This is a genomic window from Pseudomonas sp. Irchel 3F3 (genome assembly GCF_900187545.1).
In the GTDB taxonomy this organism is placed as follows: domain Bacteria; phylum Pseudomonadota; class Gammaproteobacteria; order Pseudomonadales; family Pseudomonadaceae; genus Aquipseudomonas; species Aquipseudomonas fortuita.
Window position 1 is genome coordinate 49,844 of the sequence record NZ_FYDS01000001.1, and the last position, 13,603, is coordinate 63,446.

A 13,603-nucleotide genomic window follows, 5' to 3' on the forward strand; every position below is an offset into this window, starting at 1 on the left:
GGCCACTTTCGGTCAAAATTCCTGTTGATGGTGCGTATTGGGCTGTTTGCGCGGGGTTGGGGTAAAGCCGAGCTTGCCGTCGAGCACGTTCTGCGCGCGTTCCAGGTCAATATCCTTTTCCCAGCGGGCGATGGCCACGGTGGCCACGCAGTTGCCAATCAGGTTGGTCAGCGCCCGGCCGATGCCCATGAACCAGTCCACCGCCAGCACCAGCACCAGGCCTACCACCGGGATTGCCGGCACGGCAGTCAGGGTGGCGGCGAGGATCACCAGTGCCGAGCCTGGGATGCCATGAGCCCCCTTGGAAGTCACCAGCGACACCAGCAGGATGGTCAGCAGGTCGGTCATTTCCAGCGGCGTGCCGGTCGCGTTGGCGATGAACACGATGGCCAAGGTCAGGTAGATGGAGAAACCGTCGAGGTTGAACGAGTAGCCGGTGGGGATCACCAGGCCGACCGTGGAACTGCCAATGCCCAGGTGCTCCAGCTTGCGCATGATCTGGGGCAGCACAGCGTCGGAAGACGCGGTACCAAGGACGATGGTCAGCTCCTCTCGCAGGTACTTGATCAACGGCAGCAGTTTCAGCCCTGACAGGCGCATCACCGTACCCAGCACAATCAGCACGAAGCCGGCGCAGGTCAGGTAGAACAATGCCACCAAGCCGCCCAGGTGTTGCAGCGATTCCAGGCCGTACTTGCTGGTGGTAAAGGCGATGGCGCCGAATACGCCGATGGGGGCCAGGCGTACGATCATGCCCATGATGCGGAAGATCACATGGCTCAGCTCGTTGATCAGCCGCGAGATACCGGCGGCCGAGTCACCTACCAGGTTCAGTGCACTACCGAACAGCACCGAGAACAGCAATACCTGAAGAATGTTGTTGTCGGCGAAGGCACCTACCACGGAGGTGGGGATCAGGTCCATGAAGAACGCCGTGGCGCCATGGATGTGCTGGCCGCGCTCGGCCAGGCCATTGGCATCGGCGCTGGATAACTGGTCCAGGTGGATGTTGGCACCGCTGCCGATGCCACTGCTGAAAGCGAACACCAGACCGATCACCAGCGCCAGAGTGGTCAGCACTTCAAAGTAGATCACCGACTTCAGGCCGATGCGTCCGACCTTTTTCAGGTCGCCCGCGCCCGAGATGCCGCTCACCACCACACAGAACACGATCAGGCCGATGAGCATCTTGATCAGCTTGATGAACCCGTCGCCGAGGGGTTTGAGTTGCAGGGAAAGGTCGGGAAAACTGAGACCGCAGGCGATGCCGAGGGCAAGGCCTAGCACGACTTGCAGGAATATCGAACGCGAGCACCATTTGAGCATGGGGGGAGTCTCTGATCGGTGTCCTTGCTTCGGTAGCCGCACGGGGCGAAAGAGCGCAGGACTTAATTATTGTGGTCTTACCGGTTTGTTCAGCGCGAAGCCATAAAAGCGCGAAAAATCCGACATTGCAAGGGTTTTTGGCCTTACCGGTCTGACCAGTTATGGGGCACTTTGGCTTGCCAGGCTCTAGTTCGGTGCGCGCCATGCAGGTGGCGCGTACGAAATTGTGCAGGGCTTGACCAGCGCCTCAAGGGCTTTGCAATCAGCTTGCCAAGCCCAGCCAAGGGCCTTGAATAATAGATAACGCCATGATCCGTAAGGTTTATTTGCTTTATGTGTTGGGGCTCGTAGAATCCGCGCCTGACTGGGCAGTCACCAAGCAGGTGTTTGCGGGATTATTTATCCCGCAAAACGCTCGGTAGCAGCCGCCTGGCACCCCCCATGAATGGAGTCTCACTGTGCGTCTCAACTTGCCGGTAACCCCGGTCGAGCAACGTTTTCCCTCTGATCAGCGGCTCATTTCCGCTACCGATACCGCCAGCCTGATCACCTATTGCAACCCCGAATTCGCCGCCATCAGCGGCTACAGCGACGCTGAACTGATCGGCAGCCCGCACAACCTGGTGCGCCACCCGGACATGCCGCCGGCGGTGTACGAACTGATGTGGCGCTACCTGAAGGCTGGCAAGAGCTGGATGGGTATCGTCAAGAATCGCTGCCGCAACGGCGACTACTACTGGGTCAACGCCTATGTCACGCCGATCCTCGAAGGTGGGCGGGTGGTGGGCTATGAGTCGGTAAGGGTGTGCCCCACGCGTGAGCAGGTGGCACGCGCCGAGGCCCTGTATGCGCGGATGCGTGCCGGCCAGGCGGCACTGTCGGTACCGCGCCGGCTGAGCATGCTGGTGCAGGCCTTGGCCTTGCCACTGGCCGGCGGGCTGCTGGCGCTGGGCGCCAACCAGCTGTGGCCTGGCCTGGTGGGGCAGGGGCTGACCGTGGGGTTGTTCCTGGCCTACGGGCTGTGGGCGCACAACGCCATCGGACGCCGGATGCAACAGGTGGTCGAGGGTGCCGAAGGTACGTTCGCCGACCCGGTCGCGGCCTTGACCTACAGCGACCTGCCTGGCGCTGCCGGGCAACTGCAACTGATGCTGATCAGCGAAGAAGCGCGCCTGAAAACCGCGTTGACGCGGTTGAGCGACCTGGCCGGGCAAATGGCCGTGGCGGCCCACGATGCCGGGCAGTTGTCACGCAGCACTGAGGCGGCGTCGCTGGAGCAGCGCGCAGAAACCGATCTGAGTGCCACAGCGATGAACCAGATGGCGGCCTCCATCGGTGAAGTGGCCAACCACGTGCACTTGACTGCTGCCGAAGCCCGCACTGCGCACCAGTTGGCCGAACAGGGTAGCCAGGTGGCCGATGCCAGTGGCGCGGCGATTCGCACCTTGGCCAGCACCGTAACCCAGATCAACCAGGCGGTCAGCCACCTGGCCGGTCAGACCGGTGCCATCGCCGAAGCTGCCGGGATGATCCGCGGTATTGCCGAACAGACCAACCTGCTGGCCCTCAACGCAGCCATTGAAGCTGCGCGTGCAGGCGAACAAGGCCGTGGTTTCGCCGTGGTTGCCGACGAGGTACGTGCACTGGCTGACAAGACTCGCCAGTCAACACTGCACATCCAGGCCATCATCGACACCTTGCGCACTGGCGCCGAGGAGGCCGTGGCCATTGCCAGCCAAGGCATCATTGGCGCCGAGCAAGGTGTTGCTCAGGTCCAGGAAGCCCAGCAGGCATTGCATGGCATTCGTGACGCGGTGCAGCGTATCAGTGACATGAGCCAGCAGATGGCGACCGCCTCGCAGCAGCAGTCGGCGGTGGCAGAAGACGTTTCGCGGCAGATCAACGGCGTAGCCGGAATTGCCCAGCATAGCGCTCACAGCGCCAACGCCGCCGCCTCGCGCGGCGCCGAACTGGAACAGGTGTGCGCCGGATTGCGCGCCCTGGTGGAGCGCTTCAACCGCTAAGGCAGGATGCTTTATGGATGATAACTATCGCGCGGCCGTAGATGCGGCCGCGATCTTTTCCGAAACCGACCTGCGTGGGAACATCACCTACGTCAACCAGCAGTTCTGCAGCATCTCGGGCTACAGCCGTGAGGAGCTGCTGGGCGCCAACCACCGCATCCTCAACTCCGGCCTGCACGAGCCGGCGTTCTTTGTCGGCATGTGGCGCGCCCTCGCCGCCGGGCGGGTGTGGAAGGGGGAGATCTGCAACCGGTCCAGAGACGGTTCGCTGTATTGGGTCGACAGCACAATGGTGCCACTGGTCGATCCGCTGACTGGCCAGGTGCGCAAGTATGTGTCGATCCGCTTTGACGTCACCGAGAAGCGCCAGTTGCTGCATACCTTGCAGTGGCGGGTGGGTCACGATGTGCTGACGGGCCTGCCCAACCGTGCCTACCTCTCCGACCTGCTGAACCAGGCCTTGGCCTACTCACGCCGCGAAGACATCTCGCTGGCGGTGTGCATGCTCGACCTGGATGGCTTCAAGGCGGTCAACGACGGTTACGGGCATGCCGTGGGCGACCTGCTGCTGGTGGAAGTGGCGCAGCGCTTGAAGGGTATCCTGCGAGGGGGTGATGCCGTGGCCCGGTTGTCGGGTGACGAGTTTGTGCTGATCCTGCGCCATGTTGATGATGAGCGCCAGCTGCATGCAGCCCTGAGGCGGGTGTTGCGGGCATTGGCGGCGCCCTGTGTGGTACGTGAACACACGCTGTCGCTCAGCGCCAGTATTGGCGTGACCCTGTACCCGCAGGATGACGAAGATGCCGATACGCTGGTACGCCACGCCGACCAGGCCATGTATCTGGCCAAGCAGCGCGGGCGCAACCGCTATCACCTGTTCGACGTATCGCAGGAGCAGGAGCTCAAGGCTACCCACCAGACGGTGGCGCGGGTGCGACGGGCACTGACCGACCGCGAGCTGTGCCTGTATTACCAGCCCAAGGTGAACCTGCGCAGTGGTCAGGTGCTGGGCTTCGAGGGCTTGCTGCGCTGGCAGCGGCCTGGCCGGGGCGTGGTGCCGCCCGGCGACTTTTTGCCTTGGGTTGAGCAGACCGACCTGATCGTTGAAATCGGCGAGTGGGTGATCGGCCAGGCGCTGAGTCAGTTGCAGGCCTGGGGGCGGCAGGGGCAGCCTTGGTCATTGAGTGTGAATATTGCGGCGCGGCATTTACAGCGCAGTGACTTTACCGAGCGGCTGCAGCAGCTGTTGGCAGAGTACCCGGAGGTGAACCCGTCCCGGCTTGACCTGGAAATCGTCGAGTCAGTGGCCATCGACAACCTGCAGCACGTCAGCCGCTGCCTGGATGCCTGTCGTGCACTGGGCGTGCGCTTTTCGCTGGACGATTTCGGCACCGGCTATTCGTCGTTGAGTTACCTGAAACGCTTGCCCACCCAGACGATCAAGATCGATCAGTCGTTCGTGCGCGACATCCTGCACGACCAGGACGACCTTGCGCTGACCGCCGCCGTCATCGGCCTGGCGCGAGCCTTCGGTCGCGAGGTGGTAGCCGAAGGGCTGGAGAGTGTGGAGCACGGCAGGGTGCTGATGGGCCTGGGCTGCGAGCTGGCGCAAGGTTATTGCATTGCCAGGCCGATGCCGGCCGGCGAAGTGCAAGCCTGGGCGCAGGCCTACCGGCAGCCGGTGCAGTGGCGCCAGCCCTGAGCGGCCACCCGCGGAGGGTGGTAAAGACTCAGGCCTGCCAGCGTGCTGCCAGCGCATTGCTTATGGGCAAAAAAAACGGCACCTGCCAGAGGTGCCGTTTTCACATCACGTACTGTTACTTATGCAGCTCTTCCGCCGCATACAGCGTGTTTTCCAGCAGGCAGGCCCGGGTCATCGGCCCGACGCCACCCGGCACCGGGGTGATCCAGCCAGCGCGCGGCAGGGCGGTCTCGTAGACCACGTCGCCCACCAGCTTGCCGTCTTCCTGGCGGTTGATGCCCACGTCAATGACGATGGCGCCTTCCTTGACCCACTCCCCCTTGACCAGGCCCGGCTTGCCGGCAGCCACAACCACCAGGTCGGCACGCCCGACATGGCCGGCCAGGTCCTTGGTGAAGCGGTGGCAGACGGTCACGGTGCAGCCGGCCAGCAGCAGCTCCATGGCCATCGGGCGACCCACGATGTTGGAGGCGCCGACGATGACCGCATCCATGCCGTACAGGTCCTGACCAGTGCTTTCCAGCAGGGTCATGATGCCTTTCGGTGTGCATGGGCGCAGCAGCGGGATGCGTTGGGCCAGGCGACCTACGTTGTACGGGTGGAAGCCGTCCACGTCCTTGTCCGGGCGAATGCGCTCGAGCAGCAGCGAGGCGTCCAGGTGCTCCGGCAGCGGCAGTTGCAGCAGGATGCCATCTACGGCCGGGTCGTCGTTGAGGCGATCGATCAGCTCGGTCAGGGCCTGCTGCGAAGTGTCGCTGGGCAGGTCGAATGCCTGCGAAATGAAACCGACCTCTTCGCAGTCCTTGCGCTTGTGCGAGACATAGACTTGCGAGGCGGGGTCGGTGCCGACCAGGATCACTGCCAGGCCCGGCGTACGCAGGCCTTGCTGGCGACGCTCCACGACACGTTGAGCGATCTGCTTGCGCAGGCTGGCGGCGATCGCCTTGCCATCGATTAGGTGTGCAGTCATAGACGCGTGATTAACCATCGAGAAGGAAACAATAAAGAACGCGTATTCTCGCACGACACGCGCCAAGGGCAAAGGCGGGTGGTCGGGCAAATCCCCTAACCCCTTAAATAATTTAAATTTTTTTGAAAAAGGTGTTGACGACTTTCGGGGTCGCCTATAAGATTCGCCGCACTTGTCGGGCACAGCCTAGCACTGGTTGGCTAAGTCGGGCAGAATGAGTGGTTTAGCAGTTACCTGTTAATGACTTGTTCGGTTAGGCTTCAAGCTTAAGCGCCCGTAGCTCAGCTGGATAGAGCATCCGCCTTCTAAGCGGATGGTCGCAGGTTCGAGTCCTGCCGGGTGCGCCATTAGGCAGCTTGGGCAAGCAAGTAAAGTTGTAATGCAATATGGTGGGCGTAGCTCAGTTGGTAGAGCGCTGGATTGTGATTCCAGTTGTCGTGGGTTCGATTCCCATCGTCCACCCCATATTCTTCAAAGGCGCCTCGATAGCTTCTGGCGCCTTTGTTTTAAGCGTTACGCGGACGTGGTGAAATTGGTAGACACACTGGATTTAGGTTCCAGCGGCGCAAGCTGTAAGAGTTCGAGTCTCTTCGTCCGCACCATGCTTCTGTAAAGCTGTACCGCAACATCGCAAGACCGCAATATGGTGGGCGTAGCTCAGTTGGTAGAGCGCTGGATTGTGATTCCAGTTGTCGTGGGTTCGATTCCCATCGTCCACCCCATATTTCAGAAAAGGCGCCTTGATCGTGAGATCGGGCGCCTTTTTGTTTTGGCGCTGTGCGTGCCTTCCATGCGCTGAAAATGTCGTGGCGAACGCCCTCACCGCCAATTCACATCCGCCCCCTTGCAATCCTCTAGTGGCATCCCAATAAAAGCTGTTAGATTTCAGCCGGTTGAAACACCGGTCTTTTGGCCGGCAGAGGAACAGCCGAATGATCGCAAAAGAATCCCGTCAGGCCCTGGCGCTACAGCGCTTCGCAGAGGCCAACCCGCAGTTGCTCGAGGAGATCCGCGAGCTGGATGCGCGCGAGCAGGCCCAGCAAATCGAGTGGGCGTTCGAGGACGCGGCCGAGGAGCAGGGCGTTCAGCCCTGGGAATTGGCGCTGCAATTGATTGCCGAAACCCCGGAGCAGCTGCAGGCCATGCGCCTGGAGACGCACCGCGAGGTGGCCGAGGCGCTGGGGATGGAGTGGGAAGAATATTGCCAGTTCAACGAAATCGAACCTGAATAAAGGCAGCGATTTCGCCACTGGCAGTTGTTTGACAAGGTATTTCGGCTACAGGGCGCTACGGGCGCCGTGCGGCCCCTATTGGAAGCAGGCCTGGCGGTATGCCGTGCGGGCCATGAAAGTTAATCGACCGGCGTGGTTTCCCGTCGTCCCGAGTGGGGTGACTTCTGCTGCGCGACTCACTAGAATGCTTGCCCTTGATTCTGGAGTCGGGCTAACGCCGGCTAACGTCTGTGCAACGAGGAATATCCATGCAAGTTTCTGTTGAAAACACTTCCGCTCTCGAGCGCCGCATGACCATCGCCGTTCCGGCCGAGCGCGTCGAGAACGAAGTCAACAAGCGTCTGCAGCAGACTGCCAAGCGCGCCAAGATTGCGGGCTTCCGTCCTGGTAAAGTGCCGATGAACGTGATCCGTCAGCGTTTCGAAGCTGACGCCCGTCAAGAGGCTTTCGGTGACCTGGTCCAGGCATCCTTCTACGAAGCCATCGTCGAGCAGAAGCTGAACCCGGCCGGCGCCCCCGCTGTAGAGCCGAAGTCCTTCGAAAAGGGCAAGGACCTGGAATTCGTCGCCATCTTCGAAGTGTTCCCGGAGTTCACCGTTGCCGGCCTCGAGTCGATCAGCGTCGAGCGCCTGAGCGCCGAAGTGGCTGACGCCGACCTGGACAACATGCTGGAAGTGCTGCGCAAGCAGAACACCCGTTTCGAGGCTGTCGAGCGCGCCGCGCAGAACGACGACCAGGTCAACATCGACTTCGTCGGCAAGGTCGACGGTGAAGTGTTCGCGGGTGGTTCGGCCAAGGGCACTCCGCTGGTGCTGGGTTCCGGCCGCATGATCCCGGGCTTCGAAGAAGGCCTGGTTGGCGCCAAGGCTGGCGAAGAGCGCGTTGTCAACGTGACCTTCCCAGAGGACTATCAGAACCTGGACCTGACTGGCAAGGCTGCCGAGTTCACCATCACCGTCAACAGTGTTGCCGCCCCTGTGCTGCCAGAGCTGAACGAAGAGTTCTTCGCCCAGTTCGGTATCAAAGAGTCGACCCTGGAAGGCTTCCGCACCGAAGTTCGCAAGAACATGGAGCGTGAACTGCGCCAAGCGATCAAGACCAAGGTGAAGAACCAGGTCATGGACGGTCTGCTGGCCGCCAACCCGATCGAAGTGCCAAAGGCTTTGCTGGAAAACGAAGTCAACCGTCTGCGCGTGCAGGCCGTTCAGCAGTTCGGTGGCAACATCAAGCCTGAGCAGCTGCCAGTTGAGCTGTTCGAAGAGCAAGCCAAGCGCCGCGTAGTGCTGGGCCTGATCGTGGCCGAAGTGGTCAAGCAGTTCGAGCTGAAGCCGGATGACGCCAAGGTTCGCGAGATGATCGAAGAAATGGCTTCGGCTTACCAAGAGCCTGAGCAGGTCATCGCCTGGTACTACAAGAACGACCAGCAGATGAACGAAGTCCGTTCGGTTGTGCTGGAAGAGCAAGTTGTAGATACTGTCCTGCAGAAAGCGACTGTGACCGACAAGTCGGTCTCGTACGAAGAAGCCGTAAAACCAGCTGAGGCACCTGCCGCTGCTGAGTAACGGGCTTCTCTCGTAGGAAACCCCCACAAGCCAGCCTTCGAGCTGGCTTGTGCGTATTCAAGCCATGACTATTTGGGAGTGAGCGCAGGACATGTCCCGCAATTCTTATATTCAGCAGAGCTCTGACATCCAGGCCGCAGGCGGCCTGGTCCCGATGGTTATCGAGCAGTCCGCCCGTGGCGAACGTGCCTACGACATTTACTCGCGCCTGTTGAAGGAGCGAGTGATCTTCCTGGTCGGTCCTGTAGAAGACTACATGGCCAACCTGGTAGTGGCGCAGATGCTGTTCCTGGAAGCGGAAAACCCGGACAAGGATATCCATCTTTACATCAACTCCCCAGGCGGCTCGGTGACTGCTGGCATGTCGATCTACGACACCATGCAATTCATCAAGCCGGATGTCTCGACCATCTGCATCGGCCAGGCCTGCAGCATGGGTGCCTTCCTGTTGACCGCCGGTGCCAAGGGCAAGCGTCATTGCCTGCCTAACTCGCGGGTGATGATTCACCAGCCGCTGGGCGGCTTCCAGGGCCAGGCTACCGACATCCAGATCCACGCCCAGGAAATCCTCAGCATCAAGGCGCGTCTCAACGAGCTGCTGGCCTATCACACCGGCCAGGACCTCGAGACCATCCAGCGTGACACTGAGCGTGACAACTTCATGAGCGCCTCGCGCGCGGCCGAGTACGGCCTGATCGACTCGGTCTACGACAAGCGGCAACTGGCCTCCTGAACCGGGGCGCCAGAGCAGGCAGGCGCGCAAACCGCCTGCCTGCGGACTTGAAAAAGCCCGCAATTGCCTTCATCTTGTGTTGCAAGCCTACCGGATTGGATCGATCGAATGACTGACACCCGTAACGGCGAGGACAGCGGCAAATTGCTCTATTGCTCCTTCTGCGGCAAAAGCCAGCATGAAGTGCGCAAATTGATTGCCGGGCCCTCGGTATTTATCTGCGACGAGTGCGTCGACCTGTGCAACGACATCATCCGTGAGGAGGTGCAGGAAGCCCAGGCCGAGAGCAGCGCGCACAAATTGCCTTCGCCGAAAGAAATCAGCGGCATCCTTGACCAGTATGTGATTGGTCAGGAGCGCGCGAAGAAGGTGCTTGCCGTAGCGGTGTATAACCACTACAAGCGCCTGAACCAGCGTGACAAGAAGGGTGACGAAGTCGAACTGGGCAAGAGCAACATCCTGCTCATCGGGCCGACCGGCTCGGGCAAGACCCTGCTCGCCGAAACCCTGGCACGCCTGTTGAACGTACCGTTCACCATTGCTGACGCCACCACCCTGACCGAGGCCGGTTATGTGGGTGAGGACGTCGAGAACATCATTCAGAAGCTGTTGCAGAAGTGCGACTACGATGTGGAAAAGGCCCAGATGGGCATTGTCTACATTGACGAAATCGACAAGATCTCGCGCAAGTCGGACAACCCGTCCATCACCCGTGACGTCTCGGGCGAGGGCGTGCAGCAGGCGCTGTTGAAACTGATCGAGGGCACTGTGGCCTCGGTGCCGCCGCAAGGCGGGCGTAAACACCCGCAACAGGAATTCCTGCAGGTTGATACCCGCAATATCCTGTTCATTTGCGGTGGCGCGTTCTCGGGTCTGGAAAAAGTCATCCAGGGCCGCTCCACCAAGGGTGGCATCGGTTTTGGCGCAGAAGTGCGCAGCAAGGAAGAGGGCAAGAAGGTTGGCGAGTCCCTGCGTGAGGTCGAGCCGGACGATCTGGTCAAGTTTGGCCTGATTCCGGAATTCGTCGGCCGTCTGCCGGTGCTGGCTACCCTCGACGAGCTGGACGAGGCTGCATTGATGCAGATCCTCACCGAGCCGAAGAATGCTCTGACCAAGCAGTATGCCAAGCTGTTCGAGATGGAAAGCGTCGACCTCGAGTTCCGCAGCGATGCGCTCAAGGCCGTTGCCCGCAAGGCCCTGGAGCGCAAGACTGGCGCCCGTGGCCTGCGTTCGATCCTCGAAGGCGTGCTGCTCGACACCATGTACGAGATCCCTTCCAAAAAGGATGTCAGCAAGGTGGTGATCGACGAGAGCGTCATCGAAGGCACCTCGCAGCCGCTGATGATCTACGAAAACAGCGAGCCGCAAGCCAAGGCCGCGCCAGACGCCTGATTCAGGCAATGGCCGGTGGCGGTTGCAAGCAAGAAGGGGGCCTACGGGCCCCTTTCTGCTTTTCCTGCGCTAGCGCTTGTAATTTCCCAGGCATGCCCCCACATTAGGTCCAAGCATCATTTCCACCGGTTTCCGGCCATAAGGCCGCTGTAGAGGCGAAATCATGAAGACAACCCTCGACTTGCCTCTTTTGCCATTGCGCGATGTCGTTGTTTACCCGCACATGGTTATCCCGCTGTTCGTGGGGCGCGAAAAGTCCATCGAAGCCCTCGAGGCAGCGATGACGGGCGAAAAGCAGATCCTCCTGCTTGCCCAGAAAAACCCGGCCGACGACGACCCGGGCGAGGACGCCCTGTATCGTGTCGGTACCGTTGCCACCGTACTCCAACTGCTGAAACTGCCTGATGGCACCGTCAAGGTGCTGGTCGAGGGCGAGCAGCGCGGCGCCGTCGAACGTTTCACCGAAGTAGAAGGGCACATCCGTGCCGAAGTCTCCCTGATCGACGAAACCGACGCCGCCGAGCGCGAGTCGGAAGTGTTCGTGCGCACCTTGCTGTCGCAATTCGAGCAGTACGTGCAACTGGGTAAGAAAGTCCCTGCCGAAGTGCTGTCTTCGCTGAACAGCATCGAGGAGCCAGGGCGTCTGGTCGATACCATGGCCGCCCACATGGCCCTGAAGATCGAGCAGAAGCAGGAAATTCTCGAAATTGTCGATCTGACTACCCGTGTCGAGCACGTATTGGCGCTGCTGGATGCTGAAATCGACCTGCTGCAGGTTGAAAAGCGCATCCGCGGCCGGGTCAAGAAGCAGATGGAGCGCAGCCAGCGCGAGTACTACCTGAATGAGCAGATGAAGGCCATTCAGAAAGAGCTCGGTGATGGCGATGAAGGCCACAACGAAGTCGAAGAGCTGAAAAAGCGCATCGAAGCCGCTGGCCTGCCCAAGGATGCCCTGGCCAAGGCCCAGGCAGAGCTGAACAAGCTCAAGCAGATGTCGCCAATGTCGGCCGAGGCCACTGTGGTGCGCTCGTACCTCGACTGGCTCGTGCAGGTGCCTTGGAAAGCCCAGAGCAAGGTGCGTCTGGACCTGACAAAGGCCGAGGAAATCCTCGATGCCGACCACTACGGCCTGGAAGAGGTCAAGGAACGCATTCTCGAGTACCTTGCCGTGCAGAAGCGCGTCAAGAAAATCCGCGGCCCGGTGCTCTGCCTTGTTGGCCCGCCTGGCGTCGGCAAGACCTCGCTGGCTGAATCGATCGCTGCTGCCACCAACCGCAAGTTCGTGCGCATGGCCCTCGGTGGCGTGCGTGACGAGGCAGAGATCCGTGGCCACCGCCGTACCTACATCGGCTCCATGCCTGGCCGTCTGATCCAGAAGATGACCAAGGTGGGGGTGCGCAACCCGCTGTTCCTGCTCGACGAAATCGACAAGATGGGCAGCGACATGCGTGGCGACCCGGCCTCGGCACTGCTTGAAGTGCTCGACCCTGAGCAGAACCACAATTTCAACGACCACTACCTGGAAGTCGACTACGACCTCTCGGACGTGATGTTCCTGTGCACCTCGAACTCGATGAATATCCCGCCGGCGCTGCTCGACCGGATGGAAGTCATCCGCCTGCCGGGCTACACCGAAGACGAGAAGATCAACATCGCGGTCAAATACCTGGTGCCCAAGCAGGTCAAGGCCAACGGCCTGAAGAAGGACGAGCTGGAGGTCGATGTCTCGGCGATCCGCGACATCATCCGCTATTACACCCGCGAAGCCGGTGTGCGTGGGCTGGAGCGGCAAATTGCCAAGGTCTGCCGCAAGGTCGTCAAGGAACATACCGGGCAGAAGCTGGTCAAGGTCAAGGTGGCCAGCGAGCAGCTGGAGCACCTGCTGGGTGTGCGCAAGTTCCGTTACGGCCTGGCCGAGCAGCAGGACCAGATCGGTCAGGTCACCGGCCTGGCCTGGACCCAGGTGGGTGGCGAACTGCTGACCATCGAGGCCGTGGTCATTCCTGGCAAGGGCCAACTGATCAAGACCGGCTCGCTGGGCGATGTGATGGTCGAGTCGATCACCGCCGCACAGACCGTGGTGCGCAGCCGCGCCCGCAGCCTGGGGATTGCCGCCGACTTCCACGAGAAGCGCGACGTGCACATTCACATGCCGGAAGGCGCCACGCCGAAGGACGGCCCAAGCGCGGGTATCGGCATGTGCACTGCACTGGTGTCGGCGCTGACGCAGATTCCGGTACGTGCCGACGTGGCCATGACCGGCGAAATCACCCTGCGTGGCCAGGTACTGGCCATTGGCGGGTTGAAGGAAAAACTGCTGGCGGCACACCGTGGCGGCATCAAGACGGTGATCATTCCAGAGGAGAATGTTCGCGATCTGAAGGAGATTCCGGAAAATATCAAACAGGATCTTCAGATCAAACCGGTCAAATGGATTGACGAAGTCCTGCAAATTGCGCTGCAATACGCCCCGGAGCCCTTGCCAGATGTGGCTCCTGAGATTGTCGCGAAAGATGAAAAGCGCGACGGCGATGCTAAGGAAAGAATCAGCACGCATTAGTAGTTTTTGGCTGGGGGGCTTTCCTTGACAGTTTTTTCGGGCCCTTGCTATAAAGCGGCACGCTATTGTCATCAGGCCACCCAGCGCACGTTTCATAAGCTT

The 13,603-nt window shown here is 60.6% G+C and carries 8 protein-coding genes, 4 tRNA genes and 2 pseudogenes; 12 read left to right on the top strand and 2 right to left on the bottom strand.

From position 1 onward, the window contains the following. Nucleotides 1-12 precede the first annotated feature (12 nt). On the bottom strand, nucleotides 13-1,326 hold the full coding sequence (locus tag CKW35_RS00220) for a C4-dicarboxylate transporter DctA (protein WP_016485879.1): 1,314 nt from the start codon (nucleotides 1,324-1,326) through the stop codon (nucleotides 13-15). A 458-nt stretch (nucleotides 1,327-1,784) separates the two neighbouring features. Here CKW35_RS00220 and CKW35_RS28770 point away from each other — a divergent pair. From CKW35_RS28770 to CKW35_RS00230, 3 genes and pseudogenes are all read left to right on the top strand, one after another. Then, nucleotides 1,785-2,066: pseudogene (locus CKW35_RS28770) on the top strand (PAS domain-containing protein); the annotation flags it as partial. A 798-nt stretch (nucleotides 2,067-2,864) separates the two neighbouring features. Further along, nucleotides 2,865-3,350 (top strand): annotated as a pseudogene (locus CKW35_RS28775) (methyl-accepting chemotaxis protein); the annotation flags it as partial. Nucleotides 3,351-3,363: 13 nt separating this feature from the next. Beyond that, nucleotides 3,364-5,052, top strand: a complete 1,689-nt coding sequence (locus CKW35_RS00230) for a bifunctional diguanylate cyclase/phosphodiesterase (protein WP_016485881.1) — start codon at nucleotides 3,364-3,366, stop codon at nucleotides 5,050-5,052. Nucleotides 5,053-5,167: 115 nt separating this feature from the next. On the opposite strand, the gene folD is transcribed toward CKW35_RS00230, so the two are convergent. Next, entirely contained in the window at nucleotides 5,168-6,022 is an 855-nt protein-coding gene (gene folD, locus CKW35_RS00235; protein WP_016485882.1) for a bifunctional methylenetetrahydrofolate dehydrogenase/methenyltetrahydrofolate cyclohydrolase FolD, read from the bottom strand. 270 nt (nucleotides 6,023-6,292) lie between these two features. On the opposite strand from folD, the gene CKW35_RS00240 reads away from it, so the two are divergent. From CKW35_RS00240 to lon, 9 genes are all read left to right on the top strand, one after another. After that, nucleotides 6,293-6,369 (top strand) — tRNA-Arg (locus CKW35_RS00240). 42 nt (nucleotides 6,370-6,411) lie between these two features. Then, nucleotides 6,412-6,487 (top strand) — tRNA-His (locus CKW35_RS00245). 52 nt (nucleotides 6,488-6,539) lie between these two features. Continuing rightward, a tRNA-Leu gene (locus CKW35_RS00250) sits at nucleotides 6,540-6,624 on the top strand. Between the two features lie 44 nt (nucleotides 6,625-6,668). Then, a tRNA-His gene (locus CKW35_RS00255) sits at nucleotides 6,669-6,744 on the top strand. Between the two features lie 210 nt (nucleotides 6,745-6,954). Continuing rightward, a complete protein-coding gene (locus tag CKW35_RS00260) occupies nucleotides 6,955-7,254 on the top strand; it encodes a DUF6388 family protein (protein WP_016485883.1) in 300 nt (99 codons plus the stop codon). A 248-nt stretch (nucleotides 7,255-7,502) separates the two neighbouring features. After that, nucleotides 7,503-8,816, top strand: a complete 1,314-nt coding sequence (gene tig, locus CKW35_RS00265; RefSeq protein ID WP_095114685.1) for a trigger factor — start codon at nucleotides 7,503-7,505, stop codon at nucleotides 8,814-8,816. A gap of 91 nt (nucleotides 8,817-8,907) precedes the next feature. Beyond that, entirely contained in the window at nucleotides 8,908-9,549 is a 642-nt protein-coding gene (clpP, locus tag CKW35_RS00270; RefSeq protein ID WP_012271562.1) for an ATP-dependent Clp endopeptidase proteolytic subunit ClpP, read from the top strand. Nucleotides 9,550-9,657: 108 nt separating this feature from the next. Then, nucleotides 9,658-10,941 (top strand): ATP-dependent Clp protease ATP-binding subunit ClpX, encoded by a 1,284-nt coding sequence (gene clpX, locus CKW35_RS00275; protein ID WP_016485885.1) that lies wholly within the window; start codon nucleotides 9,658-9,660, stop codon nucleotides 10,939-10,941. 163 nt (nucleotides 10,942-11,104) lie between these two features. Next, nucleotides 11,105-13,501 carry an endopeptidase La gene (gene lon, locus CKW35_RS00280; RefSeq protein WP_060518931.1) on the top strand — a complete coding sequence of 799 codons (2,397 nt, stop codon included), beginning with the start codon at nucleotides 11,105-11,107 and terminating at the stop codon, nucleotides 13,499-13,501. The last annotated feature ends 102 nt before the right edge of the window (nucleotides 13,502-13,603 follow it).